Origin of the sequence: Ruegeria sp. HKCCA6707 (genome assembly GCF_013033515.1) — a bacterium.
Lineage (GTDB): Bacteria > Pseudomonadota > Alphaproteobacteria > Rhodobacterales > Rhodobacteraceae > Ruegeria.
Genome location: NZ_WQEG01000001.1, coordinates 1,055,068 through 1,074,605 on the forward strand (window position 1 = coordinate 1,055,068; position 19,538 = coordinate 1,074,605).

General features: G+C 55.9%; 21 protein-coding genes, 3 tRNA genes and 1 pseudogene. 13 read left to right on the forward strand and 12 right to left on the reverse strand.

Features of this window, described 5'->3' with window-relative positions; translation table 11 throughout:
- The first annotated feature begins 33 nt into the window (after window positions 1-33).
- Both GOW40_RS05130 and GOW40_RS05135 read left to right on the forward strand, forming a co-directional pair.
- Window positions 34-3,471: a pyruvate carboxylase gene (locus GOW40_RS05130; protein ID WP_171128027.1), complete on the forward strand. Its 3,438-nt coding sequence runs from the start codon at window positions 34-36 to the stop codon at window positions 3,469-3,471.
- A 73-nt stretch (window positions 3,472-3,544) separates the two neighbouring features.
- Window positions 3,545-3,928, forward strand: a complete 384-nt coding sequence (locus GOW40_RS05135) for an MAPEG family protein (RefSeq protein WP_171230887.1) — start codon at window positions 3,545-3,547, stop codon at window positions 3,926-3,928.
- A 22-nt stretch (window positions 3,929-3,950) separates the two neighbouring features.
- On the opposite strand, the gene GOW40_RS05140 is transcribed toward GOW40_RS05135, so the two are convergent.
- Complete coding sequence (locus tag GOW40_RS05140; protein ID WP_171136561.1) at window positions 3,951-4,973, reverse strand: hypothetical protein; 1,023 nt, start codon at window positions 4,971-4,973, stop codon at window positions 3,951-3,953.
- 193 nt (window positions 4,974-5,166) lie between these two features.
- Complete coding sequence (locus GOW40_RS05145) at window positions 5,167-5,328, reverse strand: hypothetical protein (protein ID WP_171096815.1); 162 nt, start codon at window positions 5,326-5,328, stop codon at window positions 5,167-5,169.
- A 158-nt stretch (window positions 5,329-5,486) separates the two neighbouring features.
- On the opposite strand from GOW40_RS05145, the gene GOW40_RS05150 reads away from it, so the two are divergent.
- From GOW40_RS05150 to GOW40_RS05160, 3 genes are all read left to right on the forward strand, one after another.
- Window positions 5,487-5,561 (forward strand) — tRNA-Gly (locus tag GOW40_RS05150).
- A gap of 33 nt (window positions 5,562-5,594) precedes the next feature.
- Window positions 5,595-5,669, forward strand: a tRNA-Gly gene (locus GOW40_RS05155).
- A gap of 83 nt (window positions 5,670-5,752) precedes the next feature.
- The gene (locus GOW40_RS05160) at window positions 5,753-6,619 is read left to right on the forward strand and encodes a GNAT family N-acetyltransferase (RefSeq protein WP_171128018.1); all 867 of its coding nucleotides are present in this window, start codon (window positions 5,753-5,755) and stop codon (window positions 6,617-6,619) included.
- Here GOW40_RS05160 and GOW40_RS05165 read toward each other — a convergent pair.
- Entirely contained in the window at window positions 6,616-6,855 is a 240-nt protein-coding gene (locus GOW40_RS05165; protein WP_171128016.1) for an Lrp/AsnC ligand binding domain-containing protein, read from the reverse strand. The genes GOW40_RS05160 and GOW40_RS05165 overlap by 4 nt on opposite strands.
- Window positions 6,856-7,008: 153 nt before the next feature.
- Here GOW40_RS05165 and hisB point away from each other — a divergent pair, with 153 nt between their 5' ends.
- Both hisB and hisH read left to right on the forward strand, forming a co-directional pair.
- Complete coding sequence (hisB, locus tag GOW40_RS05170; RefSeq protein WP_171128014.1) at window positions 7,009-7,596, forward strand: imidazoleglycerol-phosphate dehydratase HisB; 588 nt, start codon at window positions 7,009-7,011, stop codon at window positions 7,594-7,596.
- Between the two features lie 88 nt (window positions 7,597-7,684).
- The gene (gene hisH / locus GOW40_RS05175) at window positions 7,685-8,323 is read left to right on the forward strand and encodes an imidazole glycerol phosphate synthase subunit HisH (RefSeq protein WP_171128012.1); all 639 of its coding nucleotides are present in this window, start codon (window positions 7,685-7,687) and stop codon (window positions 8,321-8,323) included.
- A 3-nt stretch (window positions 8,324-8,326) separates the two neighbouring features.
- Here the strand turns inward: hisH and GOW40_RS05180 are convergent, their stop codons facing one another.
- Window positions 8,327-8,728, reverse strand: coding sequence for a DUF2147 domain-containing protein (locus GOW40_RS05180; protein ID WP_171128010.1), 402 nt, complete (start codon window positions 8,726-8,728; stop codon window positions 8,327-8,329).
- Window positions 8,729-8,861: 133 nt separating this feature from the next.
- Here GOW40_RS05180 and hisA point away from each other — a divergent pair, with 133 nt between their 5' ends.
- A complete protein-coding gene (gene hisA / locus GOW40_RS05185; RefSeq protein WP_171096809.1) occupies window positions 8,862-9,581 on the forward strand; it encodes a 1-(5-phosphoribosyl)-5-[(5-phosphoribosylamino)methylideneamino]imidazole-4-carboxamide isomerase in 720 nt (239 codons plus the stop codon).
- A gap of 1 nt (window position 9,582) precedes the next feature.
- On the opposite strand, the gene GOW40_RS05190 is transcribed toward hisA, so the two are convergent.
- On the reverse strand, window positions 9,583-10,029 hold the full coding sequence (locus tag GOW40_RS05190; RefSeq protein WP_371731810.1) for a DUF302 domain-containing protein: 447 nt from the start codon (window positions 10,027-10,029) through the stop codon (window positions 9,583-9,585).
- 118 nt (window positions 10,030-10,147) lie between these two features.
- Here GOW40_RS05190 and hisF point away from each other — a divergent pair, with 118 nt between their 5' ends.
- The 3 genes from hisF to GOW40_RS05205 all read left to right on the forward strand — a co-directional run bounded on the left by hisF (window position 10,148) and on the right by GOW40_RS05205 (window position 11,858).
- Window positions 10,148-10,909: an imidazole glycerol phosphate synthase subunit HisF gene (hisF, locus tag GOW40_RS05195; protein WP_171128008.1), complete on the forward strand. Its 762-nt coding sequence runs from the start codon at window positions 10,148-10,150 to the stop codon at window positions 10,907-10,909.
- The gene (locus GOW40_RS05200) at window positions 10,906-11,223 is read left to right on the forward strand and encodes a phosphoribosyl-ATP diphosphatase (protein WP_171128006.1); all 318 of its coding nucleotides are present in this window, start codon (window positions 10,906-10,908) and stop codon (window positions 11,221-11,223) included. The genes hisF and GOW40_RS05200 overlap by 4 nt, the downstream gene beginning before the upstream one ends.
- Before the next feature lie 71 nt (window positions 11,224-11,294).
- Complete coding sequence (locus GOW40_RS05205; protein WP_171128003.1) at window positions 11,295-11,858, forward strand: hypothetical protein; 564 nt, start codon at window positions 11,295-11,297, stop codon at window positions 11,856-11,858.
- On the opposite strand, the gene GOW40_RS05210 is transcribed toward GOW40_RS05205, so the two are convergent.
- The 4 genes from GOW40_RS05210 to rlmB form a co-directional block, all read right to left on the reverse strand.
- On the reverse strand, window positions 11,855-12,325 hold the full coding sequence (locus tag GOW40_RS05210; protein WP_171128001.1) for a CoA-binding protein: 471 nt from the start codon (window positions 12,323-12,325) through the stop codon (window positions 11,855-11,857). The genes GOW40_RS05205 and GOW40_RS05210 overlap by 4 nt on opposite strands.
- Window positions 12,326-12,526: 201 nt before the next feature.
- Window positions 12,527-12,976, reverse strand: a complete 450-nt coding sequence (locus tag GOW40_RS05215) for a YHS domain-containing (seleno)protein (RefSeq protein ID WP_171127999.1) — start codon at window positions 12,974-12,976, stop codon at window positions 12,527-12,529.
- Between the two features lie 100 nt (window positions 12,977-13,076).
- Window positions 13,077-13,352, reverse strand: a complete 276-nt coding sequence (locus tag GOW40_RS05220) for a hypothetical protein (RefSeq protein WP_371731816.1) — start codon at window positions 13,350-13,352, stop codon at window positions 13,077-13,079.
- Between the two features lie 12 nt (window positions 13,353-13,364).
- On the reverse strand, window positions 13,365-14,138 hold the full coding sequence (gene rlmB / locus GOW40_RS05225; RefSeq protein ID WP_171127997.1) for a 23S rRNA (guanosine(2251)-2'-O)-methyltransferase RlmB: 774 nt from the start codon (window positions 14,136-14,138) through the stop codon (window positions 13,365-13,367).
- Between the two features lie 115 nt (window positions 14,139-14,253).
- On the opposite strand from rlmB, the gene GOW40_RS05230 reads away from it, so the two are divergent.
- A tRNA-Tyr gene (locus tag GOW40_RS05230) sits at window positions 14,254-14,337 on the forward strand.
- 275 nt (window positions 14,338-14,612) lie between these two features.
- Window positions 14,613-14,939, forward strand: a pseudogene (locus tag GOW40_RS05235) (integrase core domain-containing protein); the annotation flags it as partial.
- Window positions 14,940-15,043: 104 nt separating this feature from the next.
- Here the strand turns inward: GOW40_RS05235 and GOW40_RS05240 are convergent.
- From GOW40_RS05240 to GOW40_RS05250, 3 genes are all read right to left on the reverse strand, one after another.
- Window positions 15,044-15,682, reverse strand: a complete 639-nt coding sequence (locus tag GOW40_RS05240; protein ID WP_171127995.1) for a YrbL family protein — start codon at window positions 15,680-15,682, stop codon at window positions 15,044-15,046.
- Window positions 15,683-16,114: 432 nt separating this feature from the next.
- Window positions 16,115-17,047 carry a hypothetical protein gene (locus tag GOW40_RS05245; protein WP_171127990.1) on the reverse strand — a complete coding sequence of 311 codons (933 nt, stop codon included), beginning with the start codon at window positions 17,045-17,047 and terminating at the stop codon, window positions 16,115-16,117.
- A 363-nt stretch (window positions 17,048-17,410) separates the two neighbouring features.
- Window positions 17,411-19,372 carry an alpha/beta fold hydrolase gene (locus GOW40_RS05250; RefSeq protein WP_171127988.1) on the reverse strand — a complete coding sequence of 654 codons (1,962 nt, stop codon included), beginning with the start codon at window positions 19,370-19,372 and terminating at the stop codon, window positions 17,411-17,413.
- Window positions 19,373-19,538: the final 166 nt, after the last annotated feature.

The following is a 19,538-nucleotide window of genomic DNA, read 5'->3' on the forward strand; positions in this document are numbered from 1 at the left end:
AACGGCCAAACGTAAAAAAGACCGGGACCAGACATGACCGACTTCAAGAAAATTCTGATCGCCAATCGCGGCGAGATTGCCATCCGCGTCATGCGTGCCGCCAACGAAATGGGCAAGCGCACCGTTGCGGTCTTTGCCGAGGAGGACAAGCTGGGCTTGCACCGGTTCAAAGCTGATGAAGCCTATCGCATAGGTGAAGGCTTGGGTCCGGTTGCGGCCTATTTGTCGATCGACGAAATCATCCGCGTGGCCAAAGAATGCGGCGCTGATGCGATCCACCCCGGCTATGGTCTTCTGTCCGAGAACCCGGATTTTGTCGATGCCTGCGTGCAGAATGGTATCACCTTCATTGGCCCTAAGGCCGAGACCATGCGCGCCCTGGGCGACAAGGCCAGCGCCCGAAAGGTGGCTATTGCCGCCGACGTGCCAGTCATCCCTGCAACCGAAGTGCTGGGCGATGACATGACGGCGATCAAGGCGGAGGCGGCCGAAATCGGTTACCCGCTGATGCTCAAGGCAAGCTGGGGCGGTGGCGGGCGCGGCATGCGTCCGATCCTGTCCGAAGATGAGCTGGAAGAAAAAGTGCTGGAAGGCCGCCGCGAAGCCGAAGCCGCTTTCGGCAATGGTGAGGGTTATCTTGAAAAGATGATCACACGCGCCCGCCATGTCGAGGTGCAGATTCTGGGCGACAAGCATGGCGAGATCTATCACCTTTATGAACGTGATTGCTCGGTCCAGCGCCGCAACCAGAAAGTGGTCGAACGCGCACCGGCCCCCTATCTGACCGAAGACCAACGCGCTGAGCTGTGCGAATTGGGTCGCCGCATCTGCGCGCATGTGAATTATGAATGCGCGGGCACCGTTGAGTTCCTGATGGATATGAACACCAGCAAGTTCTACTTCATCGAAGTGAACCCGCGGGTGCAGGTCGAACATACGGTGACTGAGGAAGTCACTGGCATTGACATCGTGCAGGCCCAGATCCTGATTGCCGAAGGCAAAACCCTGGCCGAAGCCACGGGCAAAGCCAACCAGGATGAGATCCGTTTGAACGGTCATGCGCTGCAAACCCGCGTGACAACCGAAGATCCGCTGAACAACTTCATCCCCGATTATGGCCGGATCACCGCCTATCGCTCGGCCACCGGCATGGGCATTCGTCTGGATGGCGGCACCGCCTATGCGGGCGGCGTAATCACACGCTACTACGACTCGCTGCTGACCAAGGTCACGGCCTGGGCGCCCACACCGGAAAAGGCTATCGCGCGGATGGACCGCGCCTTGCGCGAATTCCGCGTGCGCGGTGTTTCGACCAATATTGCCTTTGTCGAGAACCTGCTGAAACACCCGACCTTCCTGTCGAACGAATATACCACCAAGTTCATCGACGAGACTCCGGACCTGTTCCATTTCAAAAAGCGCCGCGACCGGGGCACCAAGGTTCTGAACTATATCGCCGACATCACGGTGAACGGGCATCCCGAGACCAAAGACCGCCCGACGCCCCGCCCCGATCTGAAAGAAGCCCGCCCGCCCGCGCTGAAGGCCGAGCCGCAAATGGGCACGCGCAACTTGTTGGAGCAGAAAGGCCCGCAGGCTGTTGCCGACTGGATGAAGGCCCAGCGCCAGCTGTTGATCACCGACACCACCATGCGCGACGGGCATCAGTCGCTGCTGGCCACAAGGATGCGGTCGATCGACATGATCAAGGTGGCACCCACCTATGCGGCCAACCTGCCGCAACTCTTCAGCGTCGAATGCTGGGGCGGCGCCACTTTTGACGTGGCTTATCGGTTCTTGCAGGAATGCCCGTGGCAGCGTTTGCGTGACCTGCGCGAGGCGATGCCGAACCTGATGACGCAAATGCTGCTGCGCGGCGCAAACGGGGTTGGCTATACCAACTATCCTGACAACGTGGTGCAGGAATTTGTGCGTCAGGCCGCGCAGAATATCGATGTGTTCCGCGTGTTCGACTCGCTCAACTGGGTCGAGAACATGCGCGTTGCCATGGATGCCGTGGTCGAAAGCGGCAAGATCTGTGAAGGCACGGTTTGCTACACCGGTGACATCCTTGACCCGGATCGTGCCAAATATGACCTGAAATACTACGTCGGCATGGCGAAAGAACTGCGCGATGCCGGTGCGCATATTCTGGGCCTCAAAGACATGGCGGGCCTGTTGAAACCAGCCTCGGCCAAGATCCTGATCCGCGCACTGAAAGAAGAGGTCGGCCTGCCGATCCACTTCCACACGCACGACACTGCCGGTATCGCAAGCGCCACCATTCTGGCGGCCTCTGAAGCAGGCGTCGACGCCGTGGATTGCGCGATGGACAGCTTCTCGGGCAACACCTCGCAAGCGACGCTGGGCACCGTGGTCGAGGCCCTGCGCCATACCGAGCGTGACACCGGGCTCGATATCAAGGCCATCCGTGAGATCAGCGACTATTTCGAGGCAGTGCGCGGCCAGTATGCCGCCTTTGAATCCAGCCTCCAGGCCCCGGCATCCGAGGTCTATCTGCATGAAATGCCAGGGGGTCAGTTCACCAACCTCAAGGCACAGGCTCGCAGCTTGGGGCTTGAGGAGCGTTGGCACGAAGTGGCGCAGATGTATGCGGATGTGAACCAGATGTTTGGCGATATCGTCAAAGTAACGCCCTCGTCCAAAGTGGTGGGCGATATGGCGCTGATGATGGTCAGCCAGGGCCTGACACGCGATGATGTTGAAAACCCGTCAACCGAGGTCGCCTTCCCGGATTCGGTCATCGACATGATGCGCGGCAATCTGGGCCAGCCTCCGGGCGGGTTCCCCGATACTATCGTTCATAAAGTGTTGAAGGATGAAACCCCCAACACCGAGCGTCCGGGCAAGGACGTTCCAGCCGTCGACCTTGAGGCCACGCGTGCCGAACTGTCCGCACAACTTGAAGGGATGGAGGTCGATGACGAGGACCTGAACGGATATCTGATGTATCCCAAGGTGTTCTTGGATTACATGGGCCGCCACCGCCTCTATGGCCCTGTCCGCACCCTGCCGACACGCACCTTCTTTTACGGGATGGAACCGGGCGAAGAGATCACCGCCGAGATCGATCCGGGCAAGACGCTGGAAATCCGCTGTCAGGCCATCGGTGAGACCGACGAAAAGGGTGAGGTCAAAGTCTTCTTCGAACTCAACGGTCAACCGCGTGTGATCCGTGTTCCGAACCGCATGGTGACCGCTGCCACCGCACAGCGCCCCAAAGCCGAGGTGGGCAATCCCAACCATATCGGAGCGCCGATGCCTGGTGTTGTGGCCACGGTCGCGGTTACAGTCGGGCAAGAGGTCAAAGAAGGCGATTTGCTTCTGACCATCGAAGCGATGAAGATGGAAACCGGCATCCATGCCGAGCGCGACGCAGTTGTCAAAGCCGTTCACGTACAACCGGGCGGGCAGATCGACGCCAAGGACCTGCTGGTCGAGTTGGAATAGCAACCAAATCTGATTAGACTTCGTGGGGCCGGGTGCGAAAGCATGTGGCCCTTCTTTTTTGCCAGAGGTTCAAATGCTTACCATCACACCGATATACGCCGCGCTGATTGCATTGCCCTATGTCTGGCTCAGCATCAATGTGATCAAGTGTCGACGGGCTGAGAAAGTCTCGGTCGGCGATGGCGACAACAAAGCGGTACGAAAGGCCATGCGCACCCATTCGAACTGCGCCGAATATGCGCCTTTCGGGCTGTTGTTGATCGCTATGGTCGAACTGCAGGGCGCCGGGGGGCTGCTTGTGAACCTGTTGGGATTGGCGTTGCTCGCGGGACGGCTATCACATGCTTATGGCTTTGGTCGCACACCCCAAATCGTCATACTGCGTCAGATCGGTATGTTACTTACTTTCGCGGCCATAATTCTGGCCGCAATCGCGAATTTGATACTGGCGATCTGAGGTGTCGGGCCCTGGATGAGGCTTACCCTTCGGCAAGCTCCTCCAGTTCTTCCTCGACAGGCGTACCATCTTCATCCTCGGCAAGTTCTTCGGTCTCGTCTTCGTCCAAGGGCTCGACGCTGTCGTCAATGGACGCCTCGTAATCTTTGGGTGCAGGCAAATCCAGAAGATCGTGCAGTTCGTTCAGAGCGTCTTCAGACAGGTCACGCCCACCGGTCAGAGTGTCCAGCGCTTCTTCGGGGTTGGATTCATCCAACGCCATTTCCGCTTCGATCACCGCCTCTTCGGCATCTTTCAGCGCAGCATCATACTTGTCTTGTGCTGTCAGATCCGGGTCTTCGGCAAGCTCTTCCTCAGTCGGCGCAAACGTGTCTTCGATTTCCTCATCAGTCAGGCCCAAAAGATCTGACAATTCCTGCTCTTTGTCTTTCAGATCCATTGAAGCTTCAGAGTAATCCAGGATGCTCTGCTGGTACGAGTAAAGCTTGCCCGGCATACTGTTCGGAGATGCGTTTTTCAAAGCATTCGGGTTGGCATGGGCCGCGTTCAGCCCTTTCAACTCGGACGAGATCTTTCCGTGCTTGTTGGGATGTACCGGCTCTTCCTCGACAATTGCGGGTGCGACCACTGCCGTTGCTGCAACTTTTTTCGATTTCTTTTTACCGTTTACCAGGTTTTCGAGCGACGCAATCAAGCCAGGCTTCTTCTTGCCTGAATTGGCGGTCGTGGTGGTGTTCTTTTTCTCGGCTTTCTTTTTCCCCAGATTTCCAAAAAGCCCGCGCCCCTTCGAGGCAGATTTCTTGTCGGCACCGCTGTTGCCACTTGCTTTGGATCCACCGGACTTATCACCGCTATTTCCGTTGCCTTTTCCGCCGCCTTTGCCACCATCGCCGCCGTTTCCTCCACCGTTACCGCCGCCGTTGCCATTACCGCCGCCGTTGCCGTTTTTGGCGATGGCGACATCTGGAGCGGCCAGAACAGCGACAAAACCGACCGTGCCGGCAAGCATCAATGATGTGGCGAGAATGCGGGAAAAACGTTTCATTTTTTGTCTTCCTTTTTTCACTGGAACGGCAAAGGGCACCAGGTTGAGCAGACGAATTCAGGTTAATGCATAGATATCTTGTCAAAGAGGCAAAACTTGGGCAAAAAACCCGTAAACAAAGGGGTAATAGGTCGACAATACAGCCCGCTTTCTTCGAATTGTTCTGCGGTTAAGCGACAATCTGGCAAAATCTTTAAGCCCGTTCGACGTCTCGGATTTGCGAAGGTGATGGGAAAATGTGTGGGGCAGACAGCAGATCCGGCTGCGCCAATGCCTGAGACCGCTCTTCAAGCCATGCCACCGCGACGGCCAACGAGATCATTGCCGCCAGCAAAATCAGTTTCAGGTCTTGCATGCGCACAATAAGGTCCCCCTCCACAGTCTTGTCACGTTGCTGCATCCTGTCTTCAACGGGCACAGAGCATCTTTCCGTCGAAAGATTTTTGCATTTTTTTGTGCTTTTCCGCTTGCAGGCTTGCGTGGGACTTTATACATCCCTCCTCACTCAACGGCGCGGGCGTAGCTCAGGGGTAGAGCATAACCTTGCCAAGGTTAGGGTCGGGCGTTCGAATCGCCTCGCCCGCTCCATTGAGAGGTCTTTGGACCACATATGTATCTGATGCGGGCGTAGCTCAGGGGTAGAGCATAACCTTGCCAAGGTTAGGGTCGGGCGTTCGAATCGCCTCGCCCGCTCCAGATACCAAGCCTTTCGATCATACTGGTCCTTTCGCAAGCGATGCGCCATTCTGGCCGCATTACGAAACGCAGGACCGTTGCTTATGTCTGATTATGAGATCCGCCCCCTTACCGCCGATGAAGTGCAACATGCCGTGGATTGGGCCGGGCGCGAGGGGTGGAACCCAGGTGTTCATGATGCAGAGTGCTTTCGCCCAACCGACCCCGATGGGTTTTTGGGCGGGTTTCTGGATGGCGAGATGATCGCCTCGGTCTCGGCCGTGAATTACGATGACAGTTTCGCCTTTCTGGGCTTTTACATCGTGAAACCCGAGTTCCGGCATCATGGCCATGGGCTTGAGATTGCCCAACACGCGCTGGCCCATTGCAAGGAGCGCAATATGGGGCTGGATGGCGTGGTTGAACAGCAGGACAACTATCGCAAATCCGGCTTTACCTTTGCCTACAATAATTACCGTTTTGCAGGAACGAAAAGTAGAATGCTGGGCAAGTTGGACGCCGGTTCAAACGCCGCCATTGTTGACCTGACGCAGGCCTCGGACGCTTTGAAAGACTATGATCGCGACCTGTTCCCGGCACCGCGTGATCTGTTCTTGAATAGTTGGCTGAGCGCGCAGCACCATGTGTCCAAAGCCTATGTCCAAGACGGCGAGATCAGAGGATACGCTACCCTGCGACCCTGCCTGACCGGATATAAGGTGGGGCCGCTATTTGCAGATACGCCCGACATCGCCGAAGCGTTGCTGGCAGCACTTTTGACCTCGGTCCCAGAGGACCACAATGCACATGAGATCTTTGTGGACATGCCGCAGCCGAATGAATCGGCCTTTGCACTGGCTGAAAAACTGGGGCTGGACAAGGTGTTTGAAACGGCGCGGATGTATTCCGATCATGAGCCGGACATCGATCTGAGCCGTATCTTCGGTGTGACAACGTTCGAGCTGGGCTAGAACGCCTTGAAGGTCATGGTGGTCAGCGACCGCTCGATATTCGGAATATCCAGCAGGTTTTCATTGATGAAGTGACCCACATCCTGATCTTGCGGAATGTAGAGCTTGAGCAGCAAATCATACTCTCCGCTCGTGGAAAACAGCTCGGAGTGTATTTCGCGCAGCGCGATATCTTCGGCGACCAGATAGGTGGTGCCGGGTTTGCAGCGGATCTGGATGAAAACGCAGGTGGACATGATCTGACCCCGTCGGTTTGAATTGCCTGCACGCTGGCACGGGTCGCGCCGGGGTGCAATCCCCTGCAACAGTTTGCGTCGAAGGCACCAAGACCTCTGGATATACCCGGGGGACCGCGTCTATAAGCGCCCTGTAGCAAAAGGAAGTCGCCCATGCGCAGCGCTCAGATCAGCCGTCAGACCGCCGAGACCGAGATCTCGGTTGAGGTCAATCTTGACGGGACAGGCCAGTATGACAACCAGACAGGTGTCGGGTTCTTCGATCATATGCTGGATCAACTGGCGCGCCATTCGCTGATCGACATGACCGTTCGGGCGAAGGGCGATTATCACATCGACGACCATCACACGGTCGAGGATACCGGCATTGCGCTGGGTCAGGCATTGACGCAGGCTCTGGGCGACAAGAAAGGCATCCGTCGGTATGGCGAGTGTCATCTGCCCATGGATGACGCTCAGGTGCGCTGCGCGCTGGATCTGTCAGCCCGCCCCTTTCTGATCTGGAATGTGGGTCTGCCGACACCAAAGATCGGCACTTTCGATACCGAGTTGGTGCGCGAATTCTTTCAGGCGTTCAGCACCCATGGCGGTATCACGCTGCATATCGATCAGATCCACGGGTTCAACAGCCACCACATCGCCGAGGCCGCCTTTAAGGCTGTCGCGCGCGCACTGCGGCAGGCGGTTGAAACCGACCCGCGGAAGGCGGATGCGATTCCGTCCACCAAAGGCGCGCTATAGGCAATCGGTATAAGGGGCGCTGCCCCTCTTGGCCTTCGGCCAATTCACCCCGCCGTAATTGGAACAAGAAGAAGAGTGGAACTGCGCTATGCTGACTGCGATCATTGATTATGAATCGGGCAATCTGCACTCGGCGGAAAAGGCGTTTCAGCGCATGGCGCGTGAGGTGGATGCGGGTGACGTTGTTGTGACCTCGGACGCGGATGTTGTCGCGCGCGCCGACAGGTTAGTATTACCCGGCGACGGTGCCTTCCCTGCCTGCGCGGCAGAGCTGCGCGGGCATAAGGGCATCTATCAGGCCATGGTTGAAGCGGTTGAGCAGAAAGGCCGCCCCTTCCTGGGTATCTGTGTGGGGATGCAGCTGATGGCGACCACAGGCCACGAATACACCGACACGGAAGGTTTGGGCTGGGTTGCGGGTGATGTTGTCAAGATCGAACCTTCAGACGGCGCTTTGAAAGTGCCGCATATGGGGTGGAACGATCTGGTTCTGGAAAGTGAGCACCCGGTCTTTGACGGAGTCAGCGCGGGTGATCACGCCTATTTCGTGCATTCCTACCACTTTCGGGTGGCCGATCCGGCACAACGTCTGGCCTATGTCGACTATGGGCAGGAGGTCACGGCCGTGATTGGCCGCGACACTATGGTTGGGATGCAGTTTCACCCTGAGAAAAGTCAGGATGTCGGACTGCGCATGATTGGAAATTTTCTGACCTGGGCGCCCTGAGGCTTACTCGATACGGGTCCAGGTCTGGCCGCGACACACAAGCCCGCCTGCAACGCATCCTTTGACGGTCAGCTCATTCTGGCCGTCCAGCGACATTTTCGACTTATAGGTCTTGTCACTTTCCGGATCCCAGATCTTGCCGCTGTCGTAGCTGCCGTCGCCTTCGGGCACCATATCCCAGATGATTTGCTTGCCAAGGTTCGCATATTCCAAATTCTGGTTTCCGTCGGCGCTGAAAGCGCTGTCGATCGTCCCACAAATCGCACTGCCACATTCCGAAATCGAAACGTGCAAGTATCCGCCGGTTTCGCCTGGCTCAGTCTTCCAAAGGCCGTCAACCGAATCCTCAGCAAGTGCTGACGTTGCGAACACCGCAAAACCTGCCGTCAAAAGTGCTTTTCTCATCTTTTTCTCCCTATTTGTGCCCGAGTCTTACCGGTGATGATCGATCCGGCAAGATTGACTTAGCGTCGCGTTGATCCCCTGCCCTGCCTGTGCCATACGCCCCGCGTGTAACAGTGATATAGGGCCTCTCGACATGATCCTCTACCCCGCCATTGATCTGAAAGACGGTAACGCCGTTCGCCTGCTGCGCGGTGAAATGGACAAGGCCACCGTTTTCAATGAGGATCCTGCCGCACAGGCCCGAGCTTTTGTCGAAGCAGGCTGTGCGTGGTTGCATCTGGTCGATTTGAACGGAGCTTTTGCGGGCGAGCCTGTGAATGCCGCCCCGGTCGAGGCGATTCTGCGCGAATGCAAGGTACCGGCCCAGCTTGGCGGTGGCATCCGAGACATGGCCACCATCGAAACATGGGTCGAAAAGGGTCTCGCGCGCGTGATTCTGGGCACTGTCGCCGTCGAAAACCCGGATCTGGTGCGCGAAGCGGCCAAAGCTTTCCCCGGCAAGGTCGCCGTCGGCATCGACGCGCGCAACGGCATGGTTGCGACAAAGGGCTGGGCCGAAGAGACTGACGTTCAGGTCACCGATCTGGCACGCAGCTTCGAGGATGCCGGTGTGGCCGCCATCATCTATACCGACATCAACCGCGATGGTGCGATGCAGGGGCCGAATATCGAGGCGACGGCAGATCTGGCCCGTGCTGTGTCGATCCCGGTGATTGCTTCGGGCGGCGTTAGCTCACTGGACGACCTTATCGCATTGCGCGATTGCGGGGTGTCCTTGAACGGCGCCATCTCTGGTCGGGCCCTTTATGACGGCGCGATTGACCTGGCAGAGGCCATTCGCGCCCTGAGTTGAGTTATTGCGCAGCCGCGGCGGTCAGTTTTGCCAAAGCGCCGCGCATTTTTTCGATGACCGGCGCGTTTTCGACATCGTCAAGATCGTCCATCGTTTCCTTGGGGTCTTCATAGGCCAGCCAGACCTGCCCGTTTGCGTCCTCATAGGCCTGCACCTTCAGCGGCAGGAACAGACCGGCCCGCGCGTCGATCTGCATCGCCGGTGTACCCAGAGCGGGGTTGCCGAAGATCAAAACCTGATTGGGCGGGATGGGCGTTCCAACCTTCTCGGCCCCTGCGGCGTGATCGACGCGGGCAAAGACGGTCGCGCCCGCATTGCCCACGGCGGCTTCGAGCGCGTCCAGCGCTTCAGCCACCGATTTGTTGGTTTCCACTTTGATGATTTCGTCTGCCATTGCAGCCCCTGCTCCTGCCAATAGGAATGTGGTGGTGAGAATGAAGTTTCGCATAACATTGATCTCCTTTTGAATTTAAGACCAGTTTTCACAGGTTTGAGAGGCGTGACAATCACAAGTCTGGCATCGGCAGGGCTTTGCCGGTAGAGGTGCGGGCAACAAAGGAAAGTCTATGCTGAAAACCCGCATCATACCCTGTCTGGACGTCGCTGATGGCCGTGTGGTCAAAGGGGTAAACTTCGTTGGCCTGCGAGATGCGGGTGACCCGGTGGAATCGGCCAAGGCCTATGATGCAGCAGGGGCGGATGAGATTTGCTTTCTGGACATTCACGCCACCCATGAAAATCGCGGCACCATGTTCGATGTGGTTCAGCGCACGGCTGAACAGTGCTTTGTCCCCCTGACCGTCGGTGGCGGTGTTCGCACCAAGGATGACGTGCGCGCATTGCTGTTGGCGGGGGCAGACAAGGTCAGTTTCAACTCTGCCGCAGTGGCCAACCCGGACGTGATCTCCGACGCCGCAGATCAGTTCGGCAGCCAATGCATCGTTTGTGCCATAGACGCCAAAACCGTGAGCCCTGGCAAATGGGAGATTTTTACTCATGGCGGGCGCAAACCGACCGGGATTGATGCGGTGGACTTCGCCAAAACCGTCGTGGCCAAAGGCGCCGGTGAGATCCTGTTAACCTCGATGGATCGTGACGGCACCAAAGCGGGCTTCAACCTGCCCCTGACCCGCGCGATCAGCGACGCGGTAGACGTGCCGGTGATCGCCAGCGGAGGGGTCGGAAATCTGGATCACCTGGTCGAAGGCGTGACCAAGGGCGGTGCCAGCGCCGTGCTGGCGGCCTCGATCTTTCATTTCGGCGAATACACCATTCGCGAGGCCAAAGAGCACATGGCCGCTGCCGGCATACCGATGAGGCTGACATGAACATTCTGCAAGACCTCGCCGCAACGATCGAGGCGCGCAAAAGCGCTGATCCCGACAGCAGTTGGACAGCCAAGCTGTTGGCGAAAGGCCCCGAGAAATGTGCCGAGAAATTTGGCGAAGAGGCTGTTGAAGCAATCATCGAAGCTGTCAAAGGCGACAAACCCGGGTTGACGGCTGAAGCGGCAGATGTGCTCTATCACCTGCTGGTTATGCTGGCCGCGCGTGATGTGGCGTTCGAGGATGTGCTGACCGAGTTGGCCCGCCGTCAGGGCACCAGCGGCATCGCGGAAAAGGCCGCGCGACCCAAAGGGTAAGCCTGACTTCCACCCAAGCGCCCTGCCCGATATACTTCAAAGCTATTGGACTTCGGATTTGGGACACCTGCATGATCAGAGCATTGCTGTTTGCAGCTGCGTTGGGCGTTTTGGCCGCCTGCGCCTCGGCACCACCGCAGACAGGCGATGAGGTTCAGCGCCTTGCAACCCAAATCCAAAGCCTCGGCCCCGATATCGACCCGGAAGAGGCACAACGCGCCGCTCAGGTTACCTATTCCTATACTGCGCAACTGGTGCAGGACTATCAGATCACAGACCCGCCCTTGATCCACAACGCCAAGGTCAACGCGGGCCTGCGTCCGCGCGGACTGTGCTGGCACTGGGCTGAAGATATTGAACGTCGACTGGCACAGGAAAACTTCCAAACTCTGGACCTGCACCGTGCCATCGCCAACGCAGATAACCGGTTCAGGATCGACCACAGCACCGCTATCATCAGCCGACGCGGCGCGCCGATGCAAGACGGTGTGGTTCTGGACCCCTGGCGCTATGGCGGCGTATTGTTTTGGGCCCCTTTGCAAGACGACACGCGCTATGACTGGGTGCCGCGCGAGATCGTTCTGGAAAAGCGGCAGCAAGACCAGGCTGCAAGGTTATCGACCAAAGGCAACTAAAGCTTGGACGAAATGATTCCGGTTGAAAAACCACCCATACGCAGTTCTCCGAACAAGCGTTGATATTCGATCTTGGGACAGCGGTTCATCACGACGTCCACACCTTGGGCTTCGGCTTTGGCCGCAGCTTGGGCATGTTCCACACCGATCTGCATCCAGATCGTGGCCAGATCCGGAAAGGCCGCTAACGCTGCATCGACAATCGGTGGCACGGCTTCTGACCTGCGGAAGATGTCGACCATGTCTACCGGCTCAGAAATCTCGTCCAATGCGCCCCGCACTGTCTGGCCAAACAGATCCTTGCCAGCATGGCCCGGATTGACCGGTATCACCGTATAGCCTTTCAGCGACAAATACCGCGCGACGTAATAGCTGGGCCGCACCGGGTTCATTGATACGCCGACGACGGCAACTGTCTTGGTCCGCTGCAGGATGCTTTTCAGGTACGTGTCGGTGTAGTCTGCCATGCCCACACCCTAGTCATAGTCTGCAAAAGAAAAAAGCGCCCAGGTCTTACCTGAGCGCCAGTTGTTGGAACGAGGGACAGTGAAATGACCCGCGGCAGTTCCGTTCCGCGGTCACTGTGACATTTAGGCATGGATTTTCGAAAAAAAAGAGGCGGCGCGCTTTTTTGTGATGACAGCTCACAAAAACGTGGAATCGGATGGTTATCCGTAGAGCACCTTGGGCCAGTAGCGCTCTGCTCTGATAATGTTCACCTTCGTGTTCTGCCGCCAGACTTTTTCAATCTCAAGGCTGCTTGTCAGATACAGGCTTCCTTCAACGATCTGCCATGCCAGAGGGTCTGTGGCGCTTAGCTGACCGGTGACCATGGCATAGGCGCAGTAACCGCCAAATGCCGGGGCAAACGCGCGTGGGTTACGCTCGAAACGGTCGCGGTTTTCAACCGATGCAAAACGCCAGGTTGCCTCTTTCCACCTCAGTGAAATGTCCTCACGGCCGATTTGCGGCCTGCCCAATTGGAAATAGGACACGGCGTCATACCCGGTCAGGGCTGCACCATCTGCAGAGAAATACAACGGCGCAGTGCGTGCTTGCGCAGCTGTCACGAAGACAGAACAAGAGAGGCCGGTCAGAAATGAACGTCGTGTCAACATGGGCGATTCAGCAGTGTTTCGGTTTGAGGGCCCAAACATGCATGTTTATATCACCATTAGAAACCCTGTTGACAGGGATGTGAACCAATGTTTCCGGCTGTCAGTCAAACACGTCCTCGACGATATCCCAGGCCTCATCGATGAACCGTGAAAACATGCTTTTCTTCTTTTTCTTGCGCTTCACGTTCGGATTTCCACCGTATTTCTGTAACTTCTCGGGTTTTTTCTTCAGCTTTTCTTTCGGCACCATCTTGAGATTGTGCAAGGGCGCGCCACAACTGGAACAGCTGAGTTCATGCTGCTCTTTGCCCTTCAGCACCAATGCGGCGCGCGTCCCGCAATAGCAGCAGGTGGCAATTTTGGATGGAATTGAAATGTTAGCCTCCTGTCATCTTTGTTGTGATGCATATAGGGCAATTGCGGCAGCATTTGAGACGTTGAGCGATCCAAACCCACCTGCAGCATCAATTTTCACCAATTGATCCACCGTTTCTTTGGTTTTCTGCCGCAGCCCTGGCCCCTCGGCCCCCAGAACCAGTGCAACCGGTCTGTCCAACCGGCCTTGCAGGGCGGTTTCAATTGTCTCCTCCGCCTCGCCATCGAGTCCAAGAACCACAAAGCCCATGTTTTGTAACTCGACAATGGCGTCCGCAAGATTTCGAACGCGGAGATAGGGTTGCCGCTCCAACGCACCGCTGGCGGTCTTTGCCAAAGCGCCGGTTTCTGGGGCCGAGTTGTGGCGTGTGCCAATCACAGCACTGGCGCCCAACACTTCGGCTGAACGCAGAATTGCACCCACGTTATGCGGGTCGGTGACGCGGTCCAGCATCAACACACGCGGACTTTCCTGACCAATGCAGTTTTCCGCCAGACCTCCCCATTCCAGTGGTTTGACTTCAAGCGCAGCACCCTGGTGCACAGAGCTTGGATCAATTGGCGCGTTGAACTTCCGCGGATCAACGATTTCCGCCTCGATCCCGGCTGTCGCAATGGCTTCGTCCAACTTGTCTTTGGCGTTGCGGGTCACGATCAGTCGGATTTTGTGTCGTTTTGGGTTCATCAGCGCGTCACGGACCGCATGAAGGCCAAACAGCCAAACCGTTTCCGAGGCGGCAGCCTTGCGCGCCTGTTCCTTTGCGACAACCCACTTGGGTTTCTTCATTTCATGGGCCTCCGGGCCGTGGAATACGTTTCTGCGCCAAGGTCGTATTTTCCTGTTGACGCTCCTTAGACACGCTTGTAATCACGCGTCCACGTCAGGTGCAACGCCTGACAGTGGGCGACAGGCCGCAAGGTGTGGCAGGGGACTGTAACTCCCTCGCGGAGACGCACGCCTGGTTCGATTCCAGGGTCGCCCACCATTCCCCCAACACACTGAAATCACACATTTTTTCGGTCTGGGCAGTTTCCTCTCATCCGAGCTGACCGGGGATGCCCACTGTCCGCAAAAATCCGCGTTTATCCGTAAAAGTCTGCGTCATCCTGTGGCGTTCCTTGTGGTTTTCATTTCGCGCCTTTATATGTACACGGTACACACTATGGACGAAAGCAAAGACACATGACCAAACGGATGACAGCGCAACAGCGAAAGGCCCTGCCCTTGCTGAATGACGCACGAGATATGTTGAAAGGCCCATACCCCTGCCTCGTCGTCAGCGACAACGGGACCGAACTGACCAGTAACGCGATGCTCAAGTGGCAAGAGGAGCGCAAAGTCGATTGGCACTACATCGCACAAGGCAAACCCATGCAAAACGGTCTGGTCGAGAACTTCAACAGACGGATGCGCGAGGAATGCCTCAACGAACACCTGTTCCTGTCATTGCGCCATGCCTGCCGCACAATTGCGGCATGGCGCGCCGACTACAATCACCACCGCCCACACTTGAGCCTCGACGGGCTCACACCGAGGGAGTATCACCAACGGTCAAGAGAGGACCAAACACTGAACAGTGCTAACTAAGCAACGCGGGCTCCAAGGGGAGCAGGTCACAAATATTGAAGACATCCTAGGCGTCGTGAGCGGATGCAAGCCGAAGTCATTATGAGTCCGCCGATCCACCTTCTTTATGGCCTTTTTGTCAAAGCTCGTTCCGCATGACCGACTACTTGCTTCCGCACTTTGTTCAATCCGCGGGTGTTCAACCATTTCGACCATTTGCGCAGAGGTACAAGCTGTTTGCAGCCAAAACTGTCTATCCAAACAAATCTACCAAAGCCATCTTTTTGCTTTTGGAACACTATATTGCTTAGGTTCTTGTTACTAAGCACGACATGGTTTTTGATCAACGTATCGAAAAACTCATTCAGCAATTTCAAGTGCAGAGGTTCCAGACGGCCTGATTGGATCATTTCATGAAGTGTTGGTGGTAAATTGCCGTCGGAATCAGAAATACGACCATAAACCAGCCCTAAACCCAGATCAGTTGGCGTCGTACCATGCACTTCGCAGATCGGTAAAAGTGCTCCAGGTTCTTGTAGCCGAGCTTTCAGTTCAAGGTACTCGCGGAACTCTCTCAGGAAGCCACTGTACATGGTCGCTCGACGAATTTTTCGTTCGATCCAACCTGTGTTTGGGAGATGGCCTCGAGCGTCAAATGTGCCCGGCTGCGGCACTTTGACCAGAAGAGTTGAGTCGTAGGGGTGCGCATAGACATGCTGACGATTGCCTTTGGCTATCACAGGCTTATCAATAAGTTCCAGCATCACTCATCTCATCGATTTGCGATTTCGTCATGCATATGACAGTTTTGTGACTGGAGCAATGAGCTTTATGCCAGTAGATACCGCCGTTTTTCATTCCAGCATTATGATAGCAGCGACGTTAGTAAACTAAATTTTGAAGTAGCAGATATTTGGGTTTTAGCCTCTACTTTGAGTTCAATTCGGCCATCTTACCAATTTTCTTAGATGTCCTGTAAGTGCCGCTGAGCTGTACTTTGTAATGTGAAGCCGATCTTTCCGCCGTGAATAACATCTTCGCTCGATTGCGGACACTGCGTTAGAATTCAGCCACGACCGCGACGCAGTCATCGCAGCCTTTGGTCAGAGTCAATCTCCTAACTTATGACATGTTTTTTCCTATCTCTTAACTTTGCATGCGCGTACTCGATCGTTTATTCATAGGCATCATAAAACCTATAGCTTTCTGGATACAGGTGGATTGCGGCGCAAAACACGCGACCAGTGTTTGTCTAGCCAGAATATCCACTCCTGAGGATATAGTCGCAGGAGATGTTCAAGTTCACTAACCCAGTTTTGAGTTGTGGATACTAGATCCCCTCCAGCCATAACACTTTGGCCCAAAACCAAATGCAATTCCGTTTCGGTCTGTACTACAGTCGCAGGTAGTATCGGGACCCCTGCCTTGTGGGCATATCTTGCTGGCCAGGTTTGAACACCAACGATCTCACCGAACGCCGACACAGCGGCGAGATCACGTGCTGGGCTCAAGACTTGCGTGGGCGGCTCATCAATGCGATCAACCATCGCGACCACGATCCCACCTCGTTTTAATGTTCTCAAAATGATCCTTGCAACGGAAGTTGGATCCGTTTCCCGCACATCTACAAACTCGCATCCAACGCTATGATAAAGTCTATGTTGAGCTTCGGCACGGTTTTTGTCTTTTGACACCCGAACAATCGATAATATGGGGTACGAGTTCGATAGGCATCGGGCCATCGGTATCGCGCCGTGGGCGTGAGGTAAGACGAGGATAAAACTCCCATTCTCAAAGAGCCGTTCAAATCTTTCACGATCCTCGACAATTAAAGTTTCGTCGATTTCTTCACCGAAGCCATGCCGTATCCTTTCTGCACGATCAAAACCCAGCAAAAGCTTCCGCACGTATTCCTTAAACAATCGCCTAGGTGAGGGGTGGTCCACATGCGCCGATAGTGCGATTGCGGTATATCGGACATGATTTCCCGGAAGCACGTAGATCAATCTAAGAACCCAACCGACAACGGCATAGAAGAGCTTTCTGACAGGTCTGGAACGTCGGGCAAGCCAGCCGGAAAACGTTTCATAGGCGAGAAATATGCGGTCCTTTGTTTTGGTGAAACTCATATAGGCTGCCCAATTCTGAAAATACTAATACACAGTAAGCGATCAGTTTCTGCAATATCCTCATTTCTGCCTAGCAGCGGCACAAAAAAGGCCGAGCAATTATGATTGCCAAACTGTTAGCTTCTTACGTTGGCACCATGAGAGTACGCACATAAAGAAAATGTCCAGAAACTGTTTACCTTAGAATGCCGTGAGTGAGATTGAGGTCTGCTTTGGGCTCGAAGCTGTCGTTCAATCCGACCTGCCGAGCATCCGCTTTGCGGACGAAGCCGCCGTAAAAAAATCATTCCCAATGACCGCTTTGTCGATTTGCCCGTCTTGTTCCAAAAAGGTCAGGCGACCTAATCGGTGTGCTGTTTGCCCTCAGGGAATGTGAAAACTTGGCCGCGTTTGCTCAATGCAGGTGTCCGGCAAAGTCCGCATGGGGTTTGTCAGGAACGCTTGTGTCATGTCGACGACGCAGTCTTGATAGGCTATCGCGCCATGGCCTGCTTCGGGGATTAGAAAGGTTTGCGCGTTGGGCAACGTTTTTGCAGCAAGGGCAGGCCAACTTGGAGCAGTCTGCATGTCCCATGTCCCGCCGATAGACAGTACCGGAATATCCGAAACAACCGGATCGTGAAATCCGGGCCGCTCTACCGGAGTGAACGCGCTACACGCAGCAAAAAATTCCGTTGCAACCGGCTCGTAAATCAGCCCGACTTCGGGCCATGGCAGCGCGGCCGATGTCTCGCGGAACCCCTCAAGGCTATTGAATGGGATGCTCTCCTGACAGGCGTAAATCCAGGTGTGCAGGTTTCCCGCAGTTTCCTTCAAAGTCCGGCTGACGCCGCGCTGGACGTTGGCAAAAATGGCATCGACTTCGGCATCCGACATCGCATCTATTAAGGCCAGAAGACGGCGCTGGCTTTCTTCAGGGAAAGTATCCCGCACGTAGTTCCGCAAAGCCTCCGGATCGGGTTCACCTTCACGAAGTTGCGCATACCCGAGAAGGGCGGCGCGGCGACGATCATCGTTTTCCAATATATCTCCGGCGCCACGGACCATTTCATCATCAAAAACGCGTGCCAAGGGCACTTCGGTTTCAAGCAGTCGTTCGCGTAGGGCGTCAATCGCGCCGTCGAGAGCGTCATCCGATTGCACGGCGACCTCGGCGCTGCTCTGCGCTTCATCCAGTGCCGCGATTTCGACATCCAATAGTCCTTCGCGCACGCCTTCCAAGGGCGACGTTCGGCGGGGGTATCCATCGGTTGCGATGATTTTGTCGACGATAGGCGTGGGTTCGCCATCCGCCATCCGCGCAATCTCATAGACAAACGCAGGGATGAGGGCAGTCGCGGCGCTTGGGTCCGCGTAAGTCCCGTTGCGCGCAAGAAATGGTGTCAAAACGGCAATGACCGGCAGCGGGTCGCCCGAATTGCTCAAAAGCTCGCCCGCCGTGGCGCGGTCCAGCGTGTCGCGCAACACGTCCCGAAAATCCGGGAAGGCGGCATTGCACGCTGCGTCCGCGGCGCACTCCGCCAGCGTTATCTCGATGACCTCCGAACCGGGAACCGCCAGCGTATCATAAAGCGGAACCTGCAGAGGGGCCACACCGTCGATAACGGCAGAGCGGACGTTTTCTGGATGGGACCGCAGGATTTCCAAAGCCAAGCGTGTGCCATAGGAAATGCCATGGATGTTGTAGCTGTCATAACCCAGCGCTTCCATCAGTGCGGCGGTATCGTTGGCATTCTCTTCGGTATTGTAAGCTGCAAGGTCGGTCCCTGCTGCCTCCATTTCCGCAACGCAATCGCGTAACAGCGCCGCTGGCGTCGTTCGGTCGCCTTCTGGTGATGTCTCAGTGAACGAGAACGTACCCGCAATGACGTCACCCAAGGACCGGTCTAGCGCGCCCCTGCAGGTTGTCGATGTCGCTGACAGAACCGAAGCGCGCTGGTCGAACATGACGACATCGCGAGTTTGCCGTATCGGCTCGAAAATCTCGGCGAACATCTCGATGCGGGATACGATGCCGCCTCCGGGCCCGCCGTGCAGATGTAGCACGGGATCGGGTTCAGGATAGGTCGACTGCGCCCGCATCACTGTAAAAAACAGGTCGATCCTCTGACCGCTTGGAGCGTCATGGCGTTCAGGCACATTCACTGTGCCGCAGACGATTGTCTCGCCCTCGATTTCATTCCGCCCCAGCGGCGTCGGGCATTTTGCGACCGTGACTGGGTAGTCTGAGTTATTGCCGCCGTTCGTGTATGCCGCAAAACGATCCGGAATTTGAGGTTCGCCGACAAGGCCAGCGATCAAAGCAAGAATTTCGATTAATTCCACATCACCACCGTAATTTAAAAACAAGTGCAGACTGACGGTGAGATGCTTAAGCGTCAACGCAGTTCGTTCATGCGAAGTCAGCTGCAAACTGTTTATTTTGCCATTGGACTACACCAAAAATTCACACGCTGGAAAACCGGACGTTGGAGTGAACGCAGCATTTAAG

Bases quoted from the DNA above. Each gene is read 5' to 3' on its own strand.
- GOW40_RS05130 (WP_171128027.1), top strand. From the start codon at position 34: ATGACCGACTTCAAGAAAATTCTGATCGCCAATCGCGGCGAGATTGCC.
- GOW40_RS05135 (WP_171230887.1), top strand. From the start codon at position 3,545: ATGCTTACCATCACACCGATATACGCCGCGCTGATTGCATTGCCCTAT.
- GOW40_RS05140 (WP_171136561.1), bottom strand. From the start codon at position 4,973: ATGAAACGTTTTTCCCGCATTCTCGCCACATCATTGATGCTTGCCGGC.
- GOW40_RS05145 (WP_171096815.1), bottom strand. From the start codon at position 5,328: ATGCAAGACCTGAAACTGATTTTGCTGGCGGCAATGATCTCGTTGGCC.
- GOW40_RS05160 (WP_171128018.1), top strand. From the start codon at position 5,753: ATGTCTGATTATGAGATCCGCCCCCTTACCGCCGATGAAGTGCAACAT.
- GOW40_RS05165 (WP_171128016.1), bottom strand. From the start codon at position 6,855: ATGTCCACCTGCGTTTTCATCCAGATCCGCTGCAAACCCGGCACCACC.
- hisB (WP_171128014.1), top strand. From the start codon at position 7,009: ATGCGCAGCGCTCAGATCAGCCGTCAGACCGCCGAGACCGAGATCTCG.
- hisH (WP_171128012.1), top strand. From the start codon at position 7,685: ATGCTGACTGCGATCATTGATTATGAATCGGGCAATCTGCACTCGGCG.
- GOW40_RS05180 (WP_171128010.1), bottom strand. From the start codon at position 8,728: ATGAGAAAAGCACTTTTGACGGCAGGTTTTGCGGTGTTCGCAACGTCA.
- hisA (WP_171096809.1), top strand. From the start codon at position 8,862: ATGATCCTCTACCCCGCCATTGATCTGAAAGACGGTAACGCCGTTCGC.
- GOW40_RS05190 (WP_371731810.1), bottom strand. From the start codon at position 10,029: ATGCGAAACTTCATTCTCACCACCACATTCCTATTGGCAGGAGCAGGG.
- hisF (WP_171128008.1), top strand. From the start codon at position 10,148: ATGCTGAAAACCCGCATCATACCCTGTCTGGACGTCGCTGATGGCCGT.
- GOW40_RS05200 (WP_171128006.1), top strand. From the start codon at position 10,906: ATGAACATTCTGCAAGACCTCGCCGCAACGATCGAGGCGCGCAAAAGC.
- GOW40_RS05205 (WP_171128003.1), top strand. From the start codon at position 11,295: ATGATCAGAGCATTGCTGTTTGCAGCTGCGTTGGGCGTTTTGGCCGCC.
- GOW40_RS05210 (WP_171128001.1), bottom strand. From the start codon at position 12,325: ATGGCAGACTACACCGACACGTACCTGAAAAGCATCCTGCAGCGGACC.
- GOW40_RS05215 (WP_171127999.1), bottom strand. From the start codon at position 12,976: ATGTTGACACGACGTTCATTTCTGACCGGCCTCTCTTGTTCTGTCTTC.
- rlmB (WP_171127997.1), bottom strand. From the start codon at position 14,138: ATGAAGAAACCCAAGTGGGTTGTCGCAAAGGAACAGGCGCGCAAGGCT.
- GOW40_RS05240 (WP_171127995.1), bottom strand. From the start codon at position 15,682: ATGCTGGAACTTATTGATAAGCCTGTGATAGCCAAAGGCAATCGTCAG.
- GOW40_RS05245 (WP_171127990.1), bottom strand. From the start codon at position 17,047: ATGAGTTTCACCAAAACAAAGGACCGCATATTTCTCGCCTATGAAACG.